We start from the raw sequence: 21,460 nt of genomic DNA, 5'->3' as shown, positions 1-21,460 counted from the left end.
CTCCCGATCACATCCGGAACACGCCGAAGCGGCTCGGTTCGATAGGCGCGTTCAACGACGCGGACAAGGCCAGGGCCAGTACATCGCGGGTCTGAGCGGGGTCGATGACGCCGTCGTCCCATAGCCGTGCGCTGGAATAGTAGGGGTGACCCTGTTCTTCGTATTGATCGAGGATTGGTTGCTTGATCTCGGCTTCCTGCTCGGCGCTGAAGCCTTGGCCGCTGCGCTCGGCCTGCTCGCGTTTGACCTGCACCAACACGCCCGCGGCTTGCTCGGCACCCATCACGCCGATGCGTGCGTTTGGCCACATCCACAGGAAGCGCGGGTCGTAAGCCCGACCGCACATGCCGTAGTTACCGGCACCAAAACTGCCGCCAATGATCACGGTAAATTTCGGCACCTTGGCGCACGCCACTGCGGTCACCAGTTTCGCGCCATGCTTGGCGATACCGCCAGCCTCGTACTTCTGGCCGACCATGAACCCGGTGATGTTTTGCAGGAACAGCAATGGGATGCCGCGCTGACAGGCCAGCTCGATGAAGTGCGCGCCTTTTTGCGCGGCTTCGGCGAAGAGGATGCCGTTGTTGGCGAGGATCGCGATGGGGTAACCGTGCAGATGGGCAAAGCCGCACACCAGCGTAGTCCCGAACAGCGCTTTGAATTCGTCGAACACCGAACCGTCGACCAGTCGCGCGATGACTTCGCGCACATCGAACGGCTGCTTGGCGTCCGCCGAGACCACGCCGTACAACTCATCGCTGGCGTAGAGCGGGGCAATCGGGGCGCGTTGTTGCAGTTCGCCGAGCTTGCGCCAGTTGAGGTTGGCAACGCTGCGTCGGGCAATGGCCAAGGCGTGTTCATCGCTCTCGGCGTAATGGTCAGCGACTCCGGAAATCTTGCAGTGCACATCGGCCCCGCCGAGGTCTTCGGCGCTGACCACTTCACCGGTCGCGGCTTTCACCAGCGGCGGGCCGGCGAGGAAAATCGTTGCTTGCTGGCGCACCATGATCGCTTCGTCTGCCATCGCTGGCACATAAGCGCCACCGGCGGTGCAGGAACCCATCACCACGGCAATCTGCGGAATGCCCATGGCACTCATGTTGGCCTGGTTGAAGAAGATCCGCCCGAAGTGCTCGCGATCCGGGAACACTTCATCCTGACGTGGCAAGTTGGCGCCGCCAGAGTCCACCAGATAGATGCAGGGCAGGCGATTCTGCTGGGCGATGGTCTGGGCGCGCAGGTGTTTTTTTACCGTCAGCGGGTAGTACGAACCGCCTTTCACCGTGGCGTCGTTGGCCACGATCATGCATTCGACGCCTTCCACGCGGCCAATCCCGGCGATCACGCCAGCGGCCGGAACGTCTTCACCGTACACCTCGTAGGCCGCCAGTTGGCTGATCTCAAGAAACGGCGAGCCCGGATCGAGCAAGCGATTGATGCGCTCGCGAGGCAGCAATTTGCCCCGCGAGGTGTGACGCACTTGAGCCTTCGCGCCGCCACCGAGCTGCACTTGGGCGAGCAGGGTGTGCAGGGCGTCGACCTGTTTGAGCATCGCCGCGCTGTTGGCGGCGAACTCCGCCGAACGGGGGTTGAGCTGGGTATGCAGGATAGCCATGGACAGCTCCGATTAGCGGGTTTCGTTGAACAGTTCGCGACCGATCAGCATGCGACGGATCTCACTGGTGCCGGCGCCAATTTCGTACAGCTTGGCGTCACGCAGCAGACGGCCGGCCGGGAATTCGTTGATGTAACCGTTGCCACCGAGAATCTGGATGGCGTCGAGAGCCATTTGCGTGGCGCGTTCGGCGCTGTAGAGGATTACGCCGGCAGCGTCCTTGCGCGTGGTTTCGCCACGCTCGCAGGCCTGGGCTACCGCGTAGAGGTAAGCGCGGCTGGCGTTGAGTTGGGTGTACATGTCGGCGACTTTGCCCTGGATCAGCTGGAATTCGCCGATGCTTTGGCCGAATTGCTTGCGGTCGTGGATGTACGGAACGATCAGGTCCATGCAGGCCTGCATAATCCCGGTCGGGCCGCCGGAGAGCACGACGCGCTCGTAGTCGAGGCCGCTCATCAGCACTTTCACGCCGCCGTTGAGTACACCGAGGATGTTTTCTTCCGGCACTTCAACGTCATCGAAGAACAGTTCGCAGGTGTTGGAACCGCGCATGCCGAGTTTGTCGAACTTGTTGCTGCGGCTGAAGCCTTTCCAGTCGCGTTCGACGATGAACGCGGTGATGCCGTGCGGGCCTTTTTCCAGGTCGGTCTTGGCGTAGATTACGTAGGTGTTGGCGTCAGGGCCGTTGGTGATCCAGGTCTTGCTGCCGTTGAGCACGTACTTGTTGCCACGTTTGTCGGCGCGCAGTTTCATCGAGACCACGTCGGAACCGGCGTTCGGTTCGCTCATGGCCAGGGCGCCGATGTGTTCGCCGCTGATCAGCTTCGGCAGGTACTTGGATTTTTGTTCGTGGTTGCCGTTGCGGTTGATCTGGTTGACGCAGAGGTTGGAGTGGGCGCCGTAGGACAGGGCAACAGACGCCGAACCGCGGCTGATTTCTTCCATGATCACCACGTGAGCCAGGTAACCCAGGCCAGCGCCGCCGTACTCTTCCGGCACCGTGACGCCCAGCAGGCCCATGTCGCCGAATTTGCGCCACAGGTCAGCGGGGAACAGGTTGTCGATGTCGATCTGAGCGGCGCGCGGGGCGATCTCTTTGGCGACGAAGGACTGAACCTGATCGCGCAGCATGTCGATGGTTTCACCGAGGGCAAAATTCAGGGATGGGTAGCTCATGGGGCACCTTTTGGCTTTTTTGTAGGGTGGGGAGGGCAGTGATCCGGCTCTCACCTTTACGTTAACGTAAGCCTGTGACGAATGGCTGTCAATCACCCTTTACGTTAACGTCAACTTGAGCGAGAGTAGAGCCAGTTCTGAAAGACCAGCGTTGCACTCTGTGGCGAGGGAGCTTGCTCCCGTTCGAGCGCGAAGCGGTCGCAAATCAGCAAGTGAGGTGTTTCTGATACACCTCGTTGTTGATTTCACGACTGCTGCGCAGCCGAACGGGAGCAAGCTCCCTCGCCACACAAGCCGCGCTCCTACAATAAAGACAATAGGGGTCGTCATGGATCAACACAGTGCAAGCCCGCAGCGCAGCTATACCCGTGGTTCCCAGGACAAAGCCTTGCTGGCGATGACCATCGGCCAGGCGTTCGATAACACCGTCGCGCAGTATCCGGCCGGGGAGGCGCTGGTCGTGCGCCATCAGCAGTTGCGCTACACCTGGCAGCAACTGGCCGAGGTCGTTGACCTGCATGCCAGAGCGCTGCTCGCGCTGGGCTTGCAGGCCGGTGATCGTCTCGGCATCTGGGCGCCGAACTGCGCGCAGTGGTGCATCAGCCAGTTCGCCAGCGCCAAAATCGGCGTAATTCTGGTCAACATCAACCCGGCGTACCGCAGTTCCGAGCTCGAATACGTGTTGAAGCAATCCGGTTGCCAATGGCTGGTCTGCGCTGGCGCGTTCAAAACCTCCAACTATCACGCGATGCTGCAAGGCCTCGTTCCTGAACTGGCCGAGCAATCCATCGGAAAGTTACACAGTGAACGCCTGCCTGATTTGCGCGGCGTCATCAGCCTGGATGCGCAACCACCGTCAGGTTTTCTGCCGTGGTCGCAATTGGCGGATCTGGCCCCCGGCGTTTCGATTGAACAGCTGCGTGAACGCCAGAACAGCCTGCATTTCGATCAGCCGGTAAACATCCAGTACACCTCAGGCACCACCGGATTCCCGAAAGGCGCGACCCTCAGTCACTACAACATTCTCAACAACGGTTACATGGTCGGCGAAAGCCTCGGCCTGACCGCCGATGATCGCCTGGTGATCCCGGTGCCGCTGTATCACTGCTTCGGCATGGTCATGGGCAACCTCGGCTGCATCACCCACGGCAGCACCATGATTTACCCGAACGATGCCTTCGATCCATTGCTGACCCTGACCACTGTCGCCGAAGAAAAAGCCACGGCGCTGTATGGCGTACCGACCATGTTCATCGCCATGCTCGACCAGCCCCAGCGTGCTGAATTCGATCTGTCGAGCCTGCGCACCGGGATCATGGCCGGTGCGACGTGCCCGATCGAAGTGATGCGCCGGGTCATCAACGAAATGCACATGAACGAAGTGCAGATTGCCTATGGCATGACGGAAACAAGTCCTGTGTCGTTACAGACCGGTCCGTTAGACGAACTGGAATTGCGCGTGACCACCGTCGGCCGCACCCAGCCGCAGCTGGAAAGCAAAATCATCGACGAGGCCGGTAACCTCGTGCCGCGCGGCACAATTGGCGAGCTGTGCACCCGTGGTTACAGCGTGATGCTCGGCTACTGGAACAACCCGCAAGGCACGGCGGAGGCCATCGATCAGGCCGGCTGGATGCACACCGGCGACCTGGCGAGCATGAACGATGAAGGCTACGTGTGCATTGCCGGACGCAACAAGGACATGATCATCCGTGGCGGCGAGAACGTTTACCCAAGGGAGCTGGAAGAGTTTTTCTTTACCCACCCGGCGGTGGCGGACGTTCAAGTGATCGGCATTCCGTGCTCGCGTTATGGCGAAGAGATTGTCGCCTGGATCAAATTCCACCCGGGCCACAGCGCCACCGAGCAAGAACTGCAAACCTGGTGCAAGGAGCGCATCGCACACTTCAAGACGCCGCGTTACTTCAAGTTCGTGGAGGAGTTTCCGATGACGGTAACGGGCAAGATTCAGAAATTCCGGATGCGCGAGATCAGTATCGAAGAACTGCGCGAAAACAAAGGCTAAATACCATCCCCTGTGGGAGCGGGCTTGCTCGCGAAGGCGGCGGATCAGTCGACATTTGCAGTGACTGACACACCGCCTTCGCGAGCAAGCCCGCTCCCACATTTGGACTAGGGGAAAACACAAATCCCGGAAAGCACAAAGGGGAGCCGAAGCTCCCCTTTAATTTTGTCGTTGCGCGTGCTCTTTTTTATTGTTGAGGGGCGGTCTGTTTTTGTTTTTAGTGACCGTGACCCTTTACCGCTGTTTTTGTCGATCCCCATCCGGGATCAAGAGCAAACGTATTTTTTTGAGCGCTGATCTACTTTTTCGCTAAGCGATCCAACCAGTTCGGGAGCTACCTGAAGGTAGTTTTATTGTTCTCTGCCCGGTTGCGGGTGGCTCCGAAAAGCACCCTGAAAAGCACATCCTCTCCAAAAAAATCTGTTAGCTGCGTCTCTGCCGTGTTGTTTTTGTTATGTCAGAGTCGTTACGTCTTATTTTTATTAGGGCTTGCTGCTTTTTTTGTTCTTGTTATGCAGTAGAGATAGCAGAAGCCGTGCCAACTTTTTAAAGTCCTTTAAAATCAATGATTTGAGATTGCGTAGGGTTTTTCGCCTCAGGGAAAACCCTGGAATCTGTTTCCGTGTTACTCGCTCGCACCCACCTTTGTGTCCGTGCGGTAACACCCGGACACACTCACTGTGCACTGCGAGCCTTGGCCACGCGCGAACCGCTCGGACGCCCCAGCACCGTGCAAATCTGCTGGCCGGCGAGGATCAATGCATCCAGGTCGATACCGGTTTCGATACCCAGGCCATTGAGCAGGTAAACCACGTCTTCAGTGGCAACGTTACCGCTGGCGCCCTTGGCGTACGGGCAGCCGCCGAGGCCGGCGATGGAACTGTCGAACACCGAGATCCCTTCCAGCAGGCTGGCGTAAATGTTGGCCATGGCCTGACCATAGGTGTCGTGGAAGTGCCCGGCGAGTTTTTCACGGGGCACGTCGGCCGCGACCACTTCGAACATCTTGCGCGTGGCGCCAGCGGTGCCGGTGCCGATCGTGTCGCCCAGCGACACTTCGTAACAGCCCATGGCATAGAGTTCGCGCGCCACCAAGGCGACTTGCTCGGGGGCGACGTTACCTTCGTAAGGGCAGCCCAGCACACAGGACACGTAACCGCGCACGCTCACACCGTGTTGTTTGGCTGCGTCCATGATTGGCACGAAACGCTCAAGGCTTTCGCTGATCGAGCAGTTGATGTTGCGTTGGGAGAAGGCTTCAGACGCGGCGGCAAACACCGCGACTTCCTTGACCCCGGCCGCCATCGCGTCTTCAAACCCGCGCAGGTTGGGGGCGAGTGCGCCGTAGGTCACGCCGGGTTTGCGCCGGATCTGCGCGAAGACCTCGGCGGAACCGGCCATTTGCGGCACCCACTTGGGCGAGACAAAGCTGCCGACTTCTATATAGCCGAGGCCTGCGGCGGTCAGGGCGTCGACCAGTTGCACTTTGTCGGCCACGCTGATCGGTTGAGCTTCGTTTTGCAAACCGTCGCGGGGGCCGACTTCGACCATGCGTACGTGGGTGGGTAGAGACATGGGAATCGACCTGTTGTTATGGGCGAACATCATTCTAATGTGGGAGCGGGCTTGCTCGCGAAAGCGGACTTACATTCAACATCTATGTTGACTGACTAGACCACTTTCGCGAGCAAGCCCGCTCCCACACTAGATCCTCGTATGGTTACTGAATGACCTTCTGGTTCTGGATGGTCTGTTCCAGCGCCTGAGTGCAGCGTTCCTGCGCGGTATCCAGTTCCAGCTTCATCTGCTCGATGTCGAGCATCTGCTGTTCCAGCTGTTCGCGGCGCTCGGCGATCTTGCTCAGCATGGTTTGCAATTGTTTCTGATTGCCGCCGGTGGGGTCATACAACTCGATCAGCTCGCGGCACTCGGCCAGGGAGAAGCCGATGCGCTTGCCCCGCAGGATCAGTTTCAGACTGACCTTGTCGCGAGGCGAGTAGATACGTTCCTGGCCGCGACGCTCGGGGCTGAGCAGGCCTTGTTCCTCATAAAAGCGGATGGCTCGCGTCGTGATGTCGAGCTCGCGGGCGAGGTCGGAAATGCTATAGGTCTGGCTGCTCATGGAAGCGCTCGAAAAAGGTCATGGCGCTAAGCTAATGGCAGGTTGACGTTTACGTCAAGGGGCGGAGGTGTTCTGTGTCATGACCGGCCCCTTCGCGAGCAAGCCCGCTCCCACATTGGATCTGCGTCGAACGCAAAATGCTACGTTCACTGAAGTTCAAGTGTGGGAGCGGCGGTGCGACGATTCGACTTGCTCGCGAAGGGAGCGCCTCGGTCCAAAGTCCTACACCTTTTCAAGCTTCTTCTCATGCGCCGTCACCTGCTGGCACAACTCGATCATCTGCTCGCGCATCCAGCGGTTCGCCGGGTCCTGGTCGGTGCTTTCATGCCAGTAAAGGTGAGTTTCCACCGGCGGCACGTCATTGACCGGCAGGCTGAAGGCGTGCAAGTCATTGCGACGGGCAAAGCGCTCCGGCACGGTCATGACCATGTCGGTCTGCTGCAATACTTGCGAGGCCATCAGGTAATGCTGGGACCGTAGGGCGATCTTGCGCTGAATGCCCATTTTTCCCAGTGCCAGGTCGACATGGCCCAGACCGCTGCGGCGGCTGGAAATGTGGATGTGGGTCAGCGACAGGTAATCATCGAGGGTGAATTTCTCTTTGCCCGCCAGCGGATGGCCCTTGCGCATGGCGCACACGTAACGGTCTTCCATCAACTTGACGTGGCGCACTTGCGGGTCGGTGTTGAGCGGTGCATCCACGGCAAAGTCGAGACGCCCGGCCGCCAGTTCCTTGGTGGTTTCGCGGCGCTTGGACAGAAAGCTTTCGATGATCACCGTCGGCGCCAAGCGGCGCAGACGCTGGAACAGTGGCGGCAGGATCACCGCTTCGGTGAGGTCGGTCATGCTGATGCGGTACGTCTTGACCGCTTGCAGCGGGTTGAAAATGCGGCTTTCCTGCACCGACACCCGCAGCAAGGAGAGGGCGTTACGCACCGGCCCGATGATGTTTTGGGCCATGGGCGTCGGCACCATGCCCTGGGCGGTGCGCACAAACAACGGATCGTTGAAGGTCTCGCGCAGGCGGGCCAGAGCGTTCGAGACCGCTGGCTGGGTAATGCCGACAATCTGCCCGGCGCGGGTCAGATTGGCTTCGGTGTAGATCGCGTCGAAGACGATGAAAAGGTTGAGGTCGACCTTGCTCAGATTCATTGCGCTGCACTCTTATTGTTGGTTCTCAATCACCCGATCATATATCGGTGATGAATGTTAATACACGCCGAGAATAGGCTAGGTAAATTATCAACGCTGTTCTAGCATCGATGCATGACCAAAAACAACCTCTGCCCAAGAAGGTAAATGCTCATGGATTTCGCTTATTCGCCCAAGGTTCAGGAACTGCGTGAGCGCGTGACCGCGTTCATGGACACTTACGTTTATCCCGCCGAAGCCGTGTTCGAGCGCCAGGTTGCCGAAGGCGATCGCTGGCAGCCGACCGCGATCATGGAAGAGCTCAAACTCAAGGCCAAGGCCGAAGGCCTGTGGAATTTGTTTCTGCCTGAGTCCGAACTCGGCGCCGGCCTGACCAACCTCGAATACGCGCCGCTGGCCGAGATCATGGGCCGCTCGTTGTTGGGTCCGGAGCCGTTCAACTGCTCCGCGCCAGACACCGGCAACATGGAAGTGTTGGTGCGCTACGCCAACGAAGAACAGAAACAACGCTGGCTCGAACCGCTGTTGCGCGGTGAGATCCGCTCGGCATTCGCCATGACCGAGCCGGACGTTGCCTCCTCTGACGCCACCAACATGGCCGCCCGTGCCGTGCGTGATGGCGATCAGTGGGTCATCAACGGCAAGAAATGGTGGACATCAGGCGCCTGCGACCCACGCTGCAAGATTCTAATCTTCATGGGGCTGAGCGATCCGGATGCGCCGCGCCACGCCCAGCACTCGATGATTCTGGTGCCGGTGGATACCCCGGGCGTGAAGATCGTCCGTCCATTGCCGGTGTTCGGTTATGACGACGCACCGCACGGTCACGCCGAAGTACTGTTCGAAAACGTCCGCGTGCCGTACGAAAACGTCCTGTTGGGTGAAGGACGCGGCTTCGAAATCGCTCAGGGTCGTCTTGGCCCAGGCCGGATTCACCACTGCATGCGTTCGATCGGCATGGCTGAGCGGGCGCTGGAATTGATGTGCAAACGCTCGGTCAGCCGTACCGCGTTCGGTAAGCCGTTGGCGCGTCTGGGCGGCAACATCGACAAGATCGCCGACTCGCGGATGGAAATCGATATGGCCCGCCTGCTGACGCTGAAAGCGGCGTACATGATGGACACGGTGGGCAACAAGGTGGCGAAGAGCGAAATTGCGCAGATCAAGGTGGTCGCGCCAAACGTGGCCTTGCGCGTCATCGACCGGGCGATCCAGATCCACGGCGGGGCAGGGGTTTCCAACGATTTTCCGCTGGCCTACATGTATGCCATGCAGCGCACCCTGCGCCTGGCCGACGGCCCGGATGAAGTGCACCGCGCAGCGATTGGCAAGTTCGAGATCGGCAAGTATGTGCCGAAAGAGCTGATGCGTAGCGGGCAGTAACCTGTGGCGAGGGGGCTTGCCCCCGTTGGACTGCGTAGCAGTCCCTCTCCTTTTAAAGGGATAGGAGGGGCCGCTTCGCGACCCAACGGGGGCAAGCCCCCTCGCCACAGTGGTCAGCATTTCAACTCAATACACCCAAACCTCAACCCGCCGATTCTTGATCCGCCCCTCATCCGCGCTATTCGCCGCCACCGGCATTTCCGCTCCAAAGCCACGAATCTCGCGAAACACCACGCCGCTTTTCACCAGTTCCCGCCGCACCGCCATCGCCCGCAGCTTCGACAGCAGATCGGCGCGGGCCGGGTCGCTCTTGGCATCGCCAAAGCCGACCAGCGTGACCTCACGATTGGTTTTGTCATGTTGCTTTATATAGTCGAGCACCCGCGACAGGTCCTGCTGTGCCTTGTTGTCGAGCGTCGCACTGCCTTCTTCAAAACGGAAATTCACCGACAGCCGCTGCGCATGACGACTGAGCGCCTGATAGCCCTCCGGCATCAATGCATTGGGCGTGACCGTGATGGCCTGGACCGTCTGGGCGATAAAACCGTTGGCCGCGACAATCGCCTGGCCTTTGCTGCTTTGCGCGAACACGGCCAAGGCCTCGGCCCAAGGGTTTTTCCCATGCGGCGGCAGGTAAAAAAACAGTCGGCGAGATAACGGATAGTCTTCCGTGGCGATCAGGCTGTTAAGCGGCAACATCGCCTGGGATTGGCCATCGACGATTGCCACGGCTTTGGCCTGGCGCACGTAGGGCAGGCCGATGAAACCGATACCTTGCGGGTCAAGACTGACGGCATCGGACAATTGCTCGCTGGATTCGAAGCGTTTCGCGGCGTAGCTCAGAGTTTTCCCACGACGACTGAGGACTAATTCCTTGAACGTGTCGTAGGTGCCCGACTGGTCATCCCGCGCATATAAATGAATCGCGCCACCGCTGCCGCCGAGTTCTTCCCAGGTTTTGGCTTCCCCACTGAAGATTCGCGCCAGTTGTTCGGTGTTGAGCTGGTTCAGTGGGTTTTGCGGGTGAAGGATGATCGCCAGTCCATCAATGGCGATGACTTGCTCGGCGTCGGGACTTTTGAAGTCGCCCAAGGGTTCGAGGTCTACCACTTCACTGTCCTTGATCGGACGCGAGGAGGCGGCGAGGTCGGCTGTGGCATTTTTCAGCGCGGTGAAGCCGGTGCTGGAACCGTGCGCCGCCACTTCCACCACAACGCGACGGCCCTGTGCCGTTTCGCCGACGATACGCAATTCGTTGGCGGTGTCCGCTGCTTCACTGTGAACCTTGAGCAGGCCCTGTTCGCGCAACATCCCTTCGACCAATGCCGGGCCCAATGCCGCGCCGATGGTGTTGGAGCCCTGGATGCGCAGCACCGGGCCATTGGCGGGTGTTGGTAAATCAGCGGCCGATGCCGTCAAGGGCAGGCCGGCGCACAGCATCCATAGAAACAAAACGCGCAGCGTCATGCCCGCACCTTAAAAAATCAAAGAAAGTGCGGGGAGAATAAGTCAGTAAGATTTCCGAAAGATGACAGTTATCTAATGTGGGAGCGGGCTTGCTCGCGAAGGCGTCGTATCAGTCGACATAAAAGTCGCATGACACACCGCTTTCGCGAGCAAGCCCGCTCCCACATTAGAAGTTCTTATGTCTTGAGATCAGCTCAATTCAAGCCAGATCGGCGCATGATCGGAGGGTTTTTCCATTCCACGCAGGTCGTAATCCACGCCCGCATCCTTGACCCGTGGCAACAAGCCATGGGACGCCATGATCAAGTCGATGCGCAGCCCGCGCTTGGGTTCGTCTTCAAAGCCACGGCTACGGTAGTCGAACCAGCTGAAACGGTCAGCCACGTCCGGGTTCAGGTGACGGAAACTGTCCACCAGGCCCCAGTTTTTCAGGCGGGCCATCCACTCGCGTTCTTCTGGCAGGAAGCTGCACTTGCCGGTTTTCAGCCAGCGCTTCATGTTGTCCGGACCGATGCCGATGTCGCAGTCTTCCGGGGAAATGTTCACATCACCCATCACTACCACCGGCTGATCATTGCTGAACTGGCTTTCCAGCAGTTGCTGCAGGTCGCTGTAGAAGCGTTGCTTGGCCGGGAATTTGGTCGGGTGGTCGCGGCTTTCGCCCTGTGGGAAATAACCGTTCATGATCGTCACCGGCACGCCATTGGCGTCGGCGAACGTGCCCCAGATGAAGCGGCGCTGAGCGTCTTCTTCATCGGTGGCGAAGCCTTTGTGCAGGGCCAGCGGTTCTTTGCGCGAGAGCAGGGCGACGCCGTAGTGGCCTTTCTGCCCATGAAAATAAACGTGATAGCCCAGCGCTTGAACCTCGGCCAGCGGGAACTGGTCGTCGTGAACCTTGGTTTCCTGGAGGCCGATCACGTCTGGCTGGTGTTTTTCAATCAGCGCCGCCAGCTGATGCGGGCGAGCGCGCAGCCCGTTGATGTTGAAGGAGACGATCTTCATGGTCGGCAGTCCTGGCAAAAGGGCGATGCTAGCTGACATGTAGGAATCGGGCCAGTGTGGGGTGAGGGGATTCGTGTTCGGCGGTAGGTCTTTCATCGCCAATGCAGGCTTCATCGCGAGCAGGCTCACTCCTACCGTCCGAGTCTGGTCTATACCTGTGGGAGCCGAGCGTGCTCGCGATGGCGTCATCACAGTCAACACTGATATCGATCAGTAGGGAACTGTGTCAGCACCGATAGGCTCGTACCAAGAAGAGCACAGCCATTTGAGCTGTACCGGGGAGATCAACCGCTATGCCTGAAACCTCGACCGCCATCGCCGACATTCACATGCTGGACAGCGGCTATGCCCACGAAGCGCGCTCCCTGCTGTACCACGCCTACCGGCACGAGCCGACCTTCGGATTCCTGTTCGAGGCGGAACGGCCTGGTTATGAGCATCGGGTGCGAGCCACTGTGCGCGAATTGGTCAAACAGCACTTCCTCCAGGATTTGCCAGCCATCGGCCTGCTGGTCAACGACCGTTTGATCGGCATCGCGCTGATCGCGCCGCCGCAACGACGCCTGGGTATCACCGAAAGTTGGGCCTGGCGTTTGCGCATGGTGCTCAGTGCCGGTTTCCGCTGCACCCGTCGCTACCTCGATTACCACGCCGCCGTCGCGGCCTGCGTGCCCAGTGACTCGGTTCACGTGCTCCCGCTGTTGGGCATTCACCCGCAATTCCAGGGTAAACATTTCGGCGAGCAACTGCTGCAAGCGGTGCATAACTGGTGCGCCGTCGATGAAACTTCCCAGGGCGTAATCCTGGACACCGGGAATCCTCGCTATCTGGAGTTCTATAAGCGTCAGGGGTACGAGGAAATTGGCGAGGTCGCTGTAGGACCGATTCGCGAACACGTTTTTTTCCACGCCAATCCGCAGGTGTTGCAAACCGCAACGGCATAAACGGTAGAACTTTAACGCCAAGCGAGGCTCTATCACGCTCCCAAGCTCGTGATAGCATCCGCGCCTATGAGATTTCCAGGACGAATTACCAGTGGCGCGTTGATGCTGTTCACCAGCTGCGCGGCGCTGGCGCAAAGTGAATTGGATGTGCGGATCAAACCGTCCAACGATGAACTGAAAGCCAATATAGAGGGCTATATCGGCAGCGTCGGCGATCGTGACGAAGAAGCGTTGTTGCGCTTCAGTCGTGGCGCCGAGGAGCAGGCGCGCAAGGCCGCCCAGGCCTTGGGTTATTACCAGCCGCAGATCGACAGCGATGTGAAGGGCGGCAAGACGCCGCGCCTGGTGCTCAACATCGACCCCGGCGAGCCGGTGCACCTGCGCAATGTCACGATTCGCATCGATGGCCCGGCCGCTTCACTCAAATCCTTTCGTGTGCCCCAAGGCGCATCGCTGAAAACCGGGGCGGTGCTCAATCATGGTCACTACGAAGACGCCAAGCGCCTGATCCAGAATCAGGCCTCGCGTTTCGGTTTTTTCAGTGGTCACTTCACCAGCCAGAAACTATCAGTGGACCCGCGCGCCGGCGTGGCCGATATAGAACTGGTCTACAGCAGTGGCCCGCGTTATTCGCTGGGCAAGGTCAGCTTTGAGGGCGATTCGCCGTTCGACGAAGACCTGCTGCAACGTATGGTGCCGTTCAAGCAAGGCGCACCTTACGACTCCGAACTGATCGCGGAACTCAATCAGGCCATGCAATCGAGTGGTTACTTCGAAAGTGTGCGGGTGGACGCGACGCCGACGGCATCGAAAAACGATGTGATCCCGGTTGACGTCAAACTCGAAACCCGCAAACCACGGACCATGGGCCTGGGCCTGGGTTATTCCACGGACGTCGGTCCCCGGATCAAGGCCAACTGGACCCGACACTGGGTTAACCCGCAGGGCGACAGTTATGGCTGGGAAGCCGAGCTATCGGCGCCCCGGCAAAACGTCGGGCTGTTCTACGACATCCCGCTGGACCCGCCGCTGACCGACAAACTGCGCTTTGCCGGTGGCTACCAGAACGAAGACATCGCCGGCACCGACACCCACAGCAAGCTGCTGACCATCGGCCCGGAATGGCACAGCAAATTGCCCAGTGGCTGGCAGCGCGTGGTGTCGTTGAAATGGCAGCGCGAGGATTACTCCCTGGGCGACGACGCGGGTTTGAGTACGTTGCTGATGCCCGGCGTCAACTATTCCTACCTGAAAAGTGACAACCGCATCGACCCGCACAACGGCTATCGCCTGCAATTCGAGTCCAAAGTGGCGAAAGAAGGCCTGGGTTCAGACAGCAACTTGGTCTACGGCACCGCGTTGGTGAAAGGCTTGACCACGGTCTTCGACAAACACCGCTTTCTCGGTCGAGTGCAGGTGGGCGGCAGCGCCACCAATGGCTTTAGCTCAGTCCCGCCGTCGCTGCGGTTTTTCGCCGGTGGCGACCAGAGCGTGCGCGGTTACGACTATCAAAGCCTGTCCCCGGAGAACTCCGAGGGCGATCGCATCGGCGGCCGCTACATGGTCGCGGCCAGCGCCGAATACCAATACTCCATCGCCGAGAAGTGGCGGATCGCGACCTTCGTCGACCAGGGCAACGCTTTCAATACACTCGAACTGCCAAACCTCAAGACCGGGGTCGGCATCGGCGTGCGTTGGGTTTCACCGGTGGGGCCGATCCGCCTCGACCTGGCCCACGCGCTGGACGATGACGGCGGCATTCGGCTGCACTTTTCCATGGGGCCTGAGCTGTGAATCGCGGTTTGAAAATAACGCTGCTGGCGATTCTGGCGCTGCTGATGCTGGTTGGCCTGAGCATCGCTTCGGTGCTGGGCACGGCCACGGGCAGTCGCTGGGCGTTGGGCTTCGCGCCGGGTTTGACCGTCGAGAATTTCCAGGGGCGTTTGGGCGGGCAGTGGAGCGCCGATCATGTGCTTTGGCAGCAAGACACCAGCCGGGTTGAGCTGAGTAAGGTGATTTTCGCCTGGTCGCCGCTGTGCCTGACACGCATGACGTTGTGCCTTGAGCAGGTGAAGGCCGATCAAGTCAGCCTGCAATTTCCACCCGGTGTTGAAGAAGCAAGCAGCGGGCCGATCAGCCTTCCGGATCTGAAGTTGCCGCTGGCCCTCGAGCTGGGTGATGTGCAGATCGGCAGCCTGCTGTTCAACGGCAGTGAGCAGCTCAAAGGCCTGCAACTGGCGGCGCACTGGACCGCGCAAGGGATGCAGATCGACTCGGTTAAGTTGCAGCGCGATGACCTGAGCCTGAACCTCTCCGGCCTGCTGCAACCCACCGGCAATTGGCCGCTCAAGGTTGAAGGCCAACTGACCCTGCAAACCCCCGCGCCGTGGACGCTGGAGCTGAAGGTTGACGGCGACCTGCTGAAAACCCTGAACCTGAAAGCCGACAGCAGTGGTTACCTGAACGGACAGTTGACCGGTGAACTGCAACCGCTGGCGGACAACCTGCCGGCCAAGGTACGAATCACCGCCGACGGCTTCAAACCCGCCGCCGACCTGCCAGACACCCTGCAACTCAATCAACTGGAACTCACCGGCGACGGCGACCTGAAAAACGGTTACCAATTGCTCGGCAACGCCTCGCTGCCCGCCGAAAAAGGCCCGGTCGCGTTGCTGCTGCAAGGCAAGGTCGACGCCAAGGGCGCGCAAATCGCCGCCCTCGACCTCACTGCCAACGACAAACAAAGCCTCAAACTCAGCGGCACCCTCGACTGGAGCAAAGGCCTGAGCGCCGACGCGAAAATCGCCTGGCTGGACTTCCCGTGGCACCGCCTCTATCCGCTGATCGACGAGCCGGACGTGGCGTTGCGCAGCTTCAACGGTGACATCTCCTACACCGACGGCAAATACCTCGGCAGCTTCCAGGCGGCGGCGGATGGCCCGGCCGGTGCCTTCACCCTGAACAGTCCGTTCAGCGGTGACCTGACGAAAATCTACCTGCAACAAATCCAACTTCAGGCCGGGCAGGGCAAGGCCGAAGGGCACTTGAACCTGCAATTCGCCGACGGCATTGCGTGGGACACCGCGCTCGACCTGTCGGCGATCAACCCGGCGTACTGGGTGGCCGAATTGCCGGGCACGCTGGCCGGACCGCTGCGCAGCAAAGGCGAGATGAAGAATGACAAGCTCAGCCTCAATGCCGACCTCGACCTGAAAGGCAAACTGCGCGGGCAACCCGCCGTGATCCAGGCCAAGGCGGATGGCGGCGGCGAGCAATGGAACCTTAATGCGCTGCAAATCCGCCTCGGCGACAACAGCATCAACGGCAAGGGCAGCCTGCAACAGAAACTCGCCGCCCAGATCGACATCAAGATGCCGCGTCTGGCCCAGCTCTGGCCGCAACTGCGCGGGCAACTGAACGGCCGCATCGACGTCGCCGGTACGCTTAAAGCGCCGCAAGGCAAGCTCGGGCTGCAAGGCACGCAACTGGCTTTCGACGATAATCGCCTGCAAAGCCTCAATCTCGACGCGACGCTCGACAGTGCGCAGCGGGCGAAAATCGACCTCAAGGGAAGCGGTATTCAGACCGGTGAAACCTCACTGGGCACGCTGACTGCCAGAGGCCAGGGCGACATCAAAAACCAGAAGCTCAGCCTCGACCTGCAAGGTCCGCAGCTGAAGCTGGCCCTCGGTCTCGACGGTGCCTTGGACAAAGGCAGTTGGCGCGGACGTCTGGCCAGCGGTGATATCCAGACCGGTGGGCAGGACTGGAAGCTGCAAGGGCCGGCGAAACTGGAGCTCCTGGCAGATGGCAAAATCAACGTTGGCGCCCATTGCTGGATGTCCGGCCCGGCCAGCCTGTGCGGTGAGGACCAGCGTTTAATGCCAGAGCCGAAGCTGCGTTTCCACCTCAAGCAATTCCCGATTGAAAGCCTGGCGCAGTGGCTGCCGAAGGATTTCGCCTGGAAGGGCAGCCTCAACGCCGACCTGCAACTGGACCTGCCGGCCAGCGGCCCGAACGGCCAGATCAGCATCGATGCCAGCGGTGGCACGTTGCGCATGAAAGAGAAGGACCAGTGGCTGGACTTTCCGTACCAGACGCTGAAACTCACCAGCAAACTGACGCCGAAACGCATCGACACCGACCTCAACTTCGTCGGCGGCAAGCTCGGCGAACTGATGGTGCAGGCGCAGATCAACCCATTGCCGAAAAACAAACCGCTGACCGGCTCATTCCGCTTGAGCGGGCTGGACCTGTCGGTGGCGCGGCCGTTCGTGCCGATGGTCGAGAAACTCACCGGGCGCTTGAATGGCAGCGGCACGATTTCCGGTGGCCTGTTGGCGCCGCAGGTCAACGGCAGTCTGCTGCTCAGCGACGGCGAAGTCTCCGGGGCGGAACTGCCGATGACGTTGCAAGCCTTGCAACTGCGAGCGGTAATTGCCGGCGAAACCGTGCAATTGAACGGCGACTGGAAAAGCGGCAAGACCGGGCAGGGCACCCTTAAAGGCAACATCGCCTGGGGGCAGGCGTTGGTGGTGGACCTGGCGCTCAAGGGCTCGCAGTTGCCGGTGACGGTCGAGCCTTACGCGAAGCTGGAAGTCGCGCCGGACCTGAAAGTCTCGATGAAGGGTGACGAGTTGGCCATCGCCGGCAAAGTGCTGGTGCCCAAAGGTGAGATCATCATTCGCGAATTGCCGCCCTCTACGGTCAAGGTCTCCGATGACGTGGTGATCGTCGGCCAGCAGACTGAAGAAGGCAAACCACCGTTGGCCATGAAAATGGACATCGATGTGGAGGTCGGTGCTGACAAGTTGAGCTTTGCCGGGTTTGGCCTGACCGCGAATGTACAGGGGCATGTGCACGTCGGCGACAACCTGGACACACGTGGCGAGCTGTGGCTCAACGACGGGCGTTATCGCGCCTACGGTCAGCGCCTGACCGTGCGCCGGGCGCGTTTGCTGTTTGCCGGCCCGCTTGATCAGCCGTACCTCGACATCGAGGCGATTCGCCAGACGGACGACGTGATCGCCGGTATTCGCTTGAGCGGCAGCGCCGAGCAGCCGACCACGCAGATCTTCTCCGAACCGGCCATGAGCCAGGAACAAGCCTTGTCCTATCTGGTGCTGGGGCGCCCGTTGAGCACTAACGGTGAAGACAACAACATGTTGGCCCAGGCGGCACTCGGGTTGGGCTTGATGGGCAGCTCCGGCGTGACCAACGGGTTGGCCAAGAACCTGGGGATTCAGGATTTCCAACTGGACACCCAGGGCAGCGGCAACGCCACCAGCGTCGTAGCCAGCGGCAATATCTCCGAAAAACTCAGTTTGCGTTATGGCGTTGGCGTGTTCGAACCGGCCAACACCATTGCCTTGCGCTACAAGCTGAGCAAAAAGGTCTACCTCGAAGCCGCCGGCGGTGTGGCCAGCTCGCTGGACATTTTCTACAAGCGGGATTTTTGATTTAAAAACTTCAAACGCTCTCTCCTCTTCATGTAACAACAATGTGAAGTAAGGAGGGAGGTTTTTGTGTGTGGGAATATTCACTATAAGGAATAAGAAAAGTTGTCACGGTTTGAGTGATTAACTTTATTGTTATCGTAGGGTGAGTGGATGTTTTCTTGTGGGAACTGTTTGTTTGGTTGTTTTTTTGTGAGGCATGTATTGATGTGAGTTTGATCGATTTAGGTGTTTAGGGTATTGGTTTGTAAGGGTTTGGCTGTCATTTCTGATTTTGTTTTTTATTGCTTTTCATTTTTTTGTAGTGGCCTAAGTTTAAACGTTTTGATGTTTTTTTACGTCTCTCTACTGGTTTGTTGAAATCAGTTTCTGTACTAGGATCCGTCATCGCAATTGATGCGATCAATTGATTTATCTGCCTGGGCTAATAGTCGTAGATGGATGATGACTAATCTTGAAGTGCACATGGAGTAACAAGCATGACCGGTATTAACAAGAAATTTTCCGCTGGCGTAGTTGTAATGATGGCTTTGATGGCTAATGCCTACGCCGGCAACGCTTGCCCGACTGTCGGGGCGATTCAGCAAACAGCCATGAAAGACGGCGGCTTTGTTTACACCGCAGCTGCCAGTAAAGGTCTGCAATGGACGGGCGAGAACCCGGTAGCTGCAAAGGAGGATCTGAAAGCCGTAGCCTTCGAGGAAGCGTATGTCGTCAACGCGAAAAACTTCGTAGCCTGCGATTACGTGGGGCCAAAACGCGAAGGTATGCGAATGACGTTGAAATCCGCCGACGCGGTGAAGCCAGTGGGCACTGCCTGGACCAACCAGACCCAGGCCGATGGCAGCGTGCTGCCTCGTTGCTCTGGCGTGGCGCCGGAGCAGTGCAAGTTTGAGTAAGTGAGTCTCGCGCCGACCTGGTTCAAGCCTGGCCACTGCGGCAACGTTTGTGAGCAAAAAGCATAAAGATCGCAGCCTTGCGGCAGCTTCTACGGGGTACACAAAAACCTGAAGAAGCTGCCGCAGGCTGCGATCTTTTTGCTTTTGTGCTGCGCCATTAATCTGTCAAATACAAAGCCTCCTAACTATTGGGTTGACATTCGCTGCCTAAGCAGTAACATCTCGACATACATTCACTGCTTAGGCAGCTAATTGGTGGTCAGATGAAACATTTCACCCCGGACGATTTCGAAAACTGCCATCTCGGCCTCCTGCTAGGGCGCGCCGCGCTGCTCAAGGACCGGATCATCGACACGCATATGGAACCTCACGGCATCACCGCCGCGCAGTTCAAGGTGATGATCATCGTGGCCCAGTTCGGCGTCGATACCCCGGCCGAGCTGTGCCGTCACCTGTCGCTGGACAGCGGCTCGATGACCCGCATGCTCGATCGTCTGGAACAGAAAGGTTTCCTTATCCGCCAACGCTCCGAGGCGGATCGCCGCCAGGTTCAATTGGTGCTGACCGAAGAAGGTCAGAAGCTCGCCGACCGGCTGCCGCATATCGGTGCCGACGCCATGAACGAATTGGCCGGCGCCATCACCCCCGATGAGTTGAAAACCCTGGAACACATCCTCAAGAAAATCCTGGTAGCAGCCGGTGATTCGATCACGTTGCTGCGGGTAGGTGACAAATGAACAGCAAAACCCTGCGTACCGGGCTGAGCCTGGTGCTGGCCGCCATGACCCTGGCCGGTTGCGCCAGCTATAGCGGCCTGACCACCGAAGGCAAAAGCCTCGATGCGAAAACCCTCAAGGCCGGGCAGTCCCTGAGTGGCGTAACCCTGACGCCGGCGGCCTGGCCGAAAAGTGACTGGTGGAAAAGCCTCGGCGACCCGCAGCTCGACGGTCTGATCCGCGAAGCCCTGCACGACAGCCCCGACATGCAAATCGCCGACGCTCGCGCGCATCAGGCCAGCGCCGCTGCATACGCCGCCGACGCCGCGCGCATGCCGACTCTCGATGCCAGCGCCGGCGTCAGCCGTTCGCGTCTGTCGCGGGATCAAGACCCGAGCGGGCAGGGCGGCACTTACGCCACCGTGCGCAATATCGGCGCCAGCTTCAATTACAACTTCGACTTGTGGGGTGGTCAGCGTGACGCTTGGGAAGCTGCGCTGGGCCAGGCCCGCGCCGCCGAAGTCGATCAACAGGCCGCGCAGTTGACCCTGTCCGCCGACGTCGCCCGCGCCTACAGCGATTTGGGTCAGGCGCACATCGTCTACGACCTCGCCAATGAAGACCTCAAACGAACTAAACAAATGCTTGATTTGGGCCAGCGTCGCTTGAGCTCGGGCATCGACAGCCAGTACCAGTTCCAGCAGACCCAAAGCCTTGAAGCCACGTCCGAAGCCAGCCTGATCGACGCCGAAAAACGTCTGAACAGCGCAAAAATCGCCCTGGCGGTACTGCTCGGAAAAGGCCCGGATCGCGGCAACGAAATCGCCCGGCCGAAGATTCTTCAGGCCAGCGCCGTTGCATTGCCGTCGGTGCTGCCCGCTGAATTGCTCGGTCGCCGTCCCGATCTGGTGGCCGCGCGCTGGCGGGTCGAGGCTGCGAGCAAGAACATCGCCGCCGGCAAAACCCAGTTCTATCCCAACTTGAACCTCAGCGCCGCCGCCGGTGCCGAATCGTTGTTGGGGGATGCCATGTTGGGTTCGGCGAGCCGTTTCTTCAACATTGCGCCGACCATTTCTGTGCCGATTTTCGACGGTGGCCGCCTGCGCGCCAACCTCGATTCGCGCGACGCCGATTACGATCTCGCGGTGGCGCAGTACAACAAAAGCCTGGTGAAAGCGCTCGGTGATGTCAGCGACACCATTAACCAGTTGCGCGATATCGGCCGCCAGATCGGTGCCCAGCAGCACGCCACCGACATTGCCCAGGATTCTTACAACACCGTGGTCCAGCGGTACGGTTCCGGCATCGGCAACTACCTGGACGTGCTCAGCATCGAGCAGCAATTGCTCCAGGCCCAGCGTCAGCTGGCCAACTTGAATGCCGAGCAGATCGACCTGTCGATCCAATTGATGCAAGCGCTGGGCGGCGGTTTTCAGGACGAAACCCTGACCGCAGCCAACGCCCTCCCAGCCACGCAGCACAACTAATTCAAGGTATTTGTC

Annotated in this window: 15 protein-coding genes; 8 read left to right on the top strand and 7 right to left on the bottom strand. The window is 59.4% G+C overall.

Translation table 11 applies throughout. The features are described from left to right. Nucleotides 1–7: 7 nt before the first annotated feature. Together EAH78_RS12550 and EAH78_RS12545 are read right to left on the bottom strand one after the other, a co-directional pair. Nucleotides 8–1,615 (bottom strand): carboxyl transferase domain-containing protein, encoded by a 1,608-nt coding sequence (locus EAH78_RS12550; RefSeq protein ID WP_140667804.1) that lies wholly within the window; start codon nucleotides 1,613–1,615, stop codon nucleotides 8–10. 12 nt (nucleotides 1,616–1,627) lie between these two features. Next, a complete protein-coding gene (locus EAH78_RS12545; RefSeq protein WP_140667803.1) occupies nucleotides 1,628–2,791 on the bottom strand; it encodes an isovaleryl-CoA dehydrogenase in 1,164 nt (387 codons plus the stop codon). 328 nt (nucleotides 2,792–3,119) lie between these two features. On the opposite strand from EAH78_RS12545, the gene EAH78_RS12540 reads away from it, so the two are divergent. Then, nucleotides 3,120–4,817 (top strand): AMP-binding protein, encoded by a 1,698-nt coding sequence (locus EAH78_RS12540; RefSeq protein WP_140667802.1) that lies wholly within the window; start codon nucleotides 3,120–3,122, stop codon nucleotides 4,815–4,817. Between the two features lie 675 nt (nucleotides 4,818–5,492). Here EAH78_RS12540 and EAH78_RS12530 read toward each other — a convergent pair. The 3 genes from EAH78_RS12530 to EAH78_RS12520 all read right to left on the bottom strand — a co-directional run bounded on the left by EAH78_RS12530 (nucleotide 5,493) and on the right by EAH78_RS12520 (nucleotide 8,091). Continuing rightward, entirely contained in the window at nucleotides 5,493–6,392 is a 900-nt protein-coding gene (locus EAH78_RS12530; protein WP_140667801.1) for a hydroxymethylglutaryl-CoA lyase, read from the bottom strand. A 145-nt stretch (nucleotides 6,393–6,537) separates the two neighbouring features. Next, nucleotides 6,538–6,939, bottom strand: coding sequence for a MerR family transcriptional regulator (locus tag EAH78_RS12525; RefSeq protein ID WP_027925069.1), 402 nt, complete (start codon nucleotides 6,937–6,939; stop codon nucleotides 6,538–6,540). A gap of 222 nt (nucleotides 6,940–7,161) precedes the next feature. Continuing rightward, nucleotides 7,162–8,091 (bottom strand): LysR family transcriptional regulator, encoded by a 930-nt coding sequence (locus EAH78_RS12520; RefSeq protein WP_046032527.1) that lies wholly within the window; start codon nucleotides 8,089–8,091, stop codon nucleotides 7,162–7,164. 153 nt (nucleotides 8,092–8,244) lie between these two features. Between EAH78_RS12520 and EAH78_RS12515 the strand changes: the two genes are divergently transcribed. Continuing rightward, nucleotides 8,245–9,474 carry an acyl-CoA dehydrogenase gene (locus tag EAH78_RS12515; protein WP_140667800.1) on the top strand — a complete coding sequence of 410 codons (1,230 nt, stop codon included), beginning with the start codon at nucleotides 8,245–8,247 and terminating at the stop codon, nucleotides 9,472–9,474. Nucleotides 9,475–9,600: 126 nt separating this feature from the next. On the opposite strand, the gene EAH78_RS12505 is transcribed toward EAH78_RS12515, so the two are convergent. Both EAH78_RS12505 and xthA read right to left on the bottom strand, forming a co-directional pair. After that, nucleotides 9,601–10,941, bottom strand: coding sequence for a substrate-binding domain-containing protein (locus EAH78_RS12505; RefSeq protein WP_140667799.1), 1,341 nt, complete (start codon nucleotides 10,939–10,941; stop codon nucleotides 9,601–9,603). A gap of 189 nt (nucleotides 10,942–11,130) precedes the next feature. Next, nucleotides 11,131–11,943 carry an exodeoxyribonuclease III gene (gene xthA / locus EAH78_RS12500; RefSeq protein WP_140667798.1) on the bottom strand — a complete coding sequence of 271 codons (813 nt, stop codon included), beginning with the start codon at nucleotides 11,941–11,943 and terminating at the stop codon, nucleotides 11,131–11,133. A gap of 293 nt (nucleotides 11,944–12,236) precedes the next feature. Between xthA and EAH78_RS12495 the strand changes: the two genes are divergently transcribed. The 6 genes from EAH78_RS12495 to EAH78_RS12470 all read left to right on the top strand — a co-directional run bounded on the left by EAH78_RS12495 (nucleotide 12,237) and on the right by EAH78_RS12470 (nucleotide 21,445). Next, nucleotides 12,237–12,887, top strand: coding sequence for a GNAT family N-acetyltransferase (locus tag EAH78_RS12495; RefSeq protein WP_140667797.1), 651 nt, complete (start codon nucleotides 12,237–12,239; stop codon nucleotides 12,885–12,887). 66 nt (nucleotides 12,888–12,953) lie between these two features. Continuing rightward, the gene (locus EAH78_RS12490; RefSeq protein WP_140667796.1) at nucleotides 12,954–14,681 is read left to right on the top strand and encodes an autotransporter assembly complex protein TamA; all 1,728 of its coding nucleotides are present in this window, start codon (nucleotides 12,954–12,956) and stop codon (nucleotides 14,679–14,681) included. Beyond that, a complete protein-coding gene (locus tag EAH78_RS12485; RefSeq protein ID WP_140667795.1) occupies nucleotides 14,678–18,346 on the top strand; it encodes a translocation/assembly module TamB domain-containing protein in 3,669 nt (1,222 codons plus the stop codon). The genes EAH78_RS12490 and EAH78_RS12485 overlap by 4 nt, the downstream gene beginning before the upstream one ends. A 476-nt stretch (nucleotides 18,347–18,822) precedes the next feature. Further along, nucleotides 18,823–19,242 carry a DUF3757 domain-containing protein gene (locus EAH78_RS12480; protein ID WP_205017964.1) on the top strand — a complete coding sequence of 140 codons (420 nt, stop codon included), beginning with the start codon at nucleotides 18,823–18,825 and terminating at the stop codon, nucleotides 19,240–19,242. A 263-nt stretch (nucleotides 19,243–19,505) separates the two neighbouring features. Then, nucleotides 19,506–19,979 (top strand): MarR family winged helix-turn-helix transcriptional regulator, encoded by a 474-nt coding sequence (locus EAH78_RS12475; RefSeq protein ID WP_140667794.1) that lies wholly within the window; start codon nucleotides 19,506–19,508, stop codon nucleotides 19,977–19,979. After that, complete coding sequence (locus tag EAH78_RS12470; protein ID WP_140667793.1) at nucleotides 19,976–21,445, top strand: efflux transporter outer membrane subunit; 1,470 nt, start codon at nucleotides 19,976–19,978, stop codon at nucleotides 21,443–21,445. The genes EAH78_RS12475 and EAH78_RS12470 overlap by 4 nt, the downstream gene beginning before the upstream one ends. Nucleotides 21,446–21,460: the final 15 nt, after the last annotated feature.

This window comes from Pseudomonas arsenicoxydans (genome assembly GCF_006438915.1).
In the GTDB taxonomy this organism is placed as follows: Bacteria; Pseudomonadota; Gammaproteobacteria; order Pseudomonadales; family Pseudomonadaceae; genus Aquipseudomonas; species Aquipseudomonas arsenicoxydans_A.
The sequence above is the reverse complement of the archived record's forward strand: the minus strand, read 5'-3'. Positions and strand labels throughout refer to the sequence as shown.

Excerpts from the sequence above, each read along its gene's own strand:
- EAH78_RS12550 (WP_140667804.1), bottom strand. The coding sequence starts at position 1,615 with ATGGCTATCCTGCATACCCAGCTCAACCCCCGTTCGGCGGAGTTCGCC.
- EAH78_RS12545 (WP_140667803.1), bottom strand. The coding sequence starts at position 2,791 with ATGAGCTACCCATCCCTGAATTTTGCCCTCGGTGAAACCATCGACATG.
- EAH78_RS12540 (WP_140667802.1), top strand. The coding sequence starts at position 3,120 with ATGGATCAACACAGTGCAAGCCCGCAGCGCAGCTATACCCGTGGTTCC.
- EAH78_RS12530 (WP_140667801.1), bottom strand. The coding sequence starts at position 6,392 with ATGTCTCTACCCACCCACGTACGCATGGTCGAAGTCGGCCCCCGCGAC.
- EAH78_RS12525 (WP_027925069.1), bottom strand. The coding sequence starts at position 6,939 with ATGAGCAGCCAGACCTATAGCATTTCCGACCTCGCCCGCGAGCTCGAC.
- EAH78_RS12520 (WP_046032527.1), bottom strand. The coding sequence starts at position 8,091 with ATGAATCTGAGCAAGGTCGACCTCAACCTTTTCATCGTCTTCGACGCG.
- EAH78_RS12515 (WP_140667800.1), top strand. The coding sequence starts at position 8,245 with ATGGATTTCGCTTATTCGCCCAAGGTTCAGGAACTGCGTGAGCGCGTG.
- EAH78_RS12505 (WP_140667799.1), bottom strand. The coding sequence starts at position 10,941 with ATGACGCTGCGCGTTTTGTTTCTATGGATGCTGTGCGCCGGCCTGCCC.
- xthA (WP_140667798.1), bottom strand. The coding sequence starts at position 11,943 with ATGAAGATCGTCTCCTTCAACATCAACGGGCTGCGCGCTCGCCCGCAT.
- EAH78_RS12495 (WP_140667797.1), top strand. The coding sequence starts at position 12,237 with ATGCCTGAAACCTCGACCGCCATCGCCGACATTCACATGCTGGACAGC.
- EAH78_RS12490 (WP_140667796.1), top strand. The coding sequence starts at position 12,954 with ATGAGATTTCCAGGACGAATTACCAGTGGCGCGTTGATGCTGTTCACC.
- EAH78_RS12480 (WP_205017964.1), top strand. The coding sequence starts at position 18,823 with ATGACCGGTATTAACAAGAAATTTTCCGCTGGCGTAGTTGTAATGATG.
- EAH78_RS12475 (WP_140667794.1), top strand. The coding sequence starts at position 19,506 with ATGAAACATTTCACCCCGGACGATTTCGAAAACTGCCATCTCGGCCTC.
- EAH78_RS12470 (WP_140667793.1), top strand. The coding sequence starts at position 19,976 with ATGAACAGCAAAACCCTGCGTACCGGGCTGAGCCTGGTGCTGGCCGCC.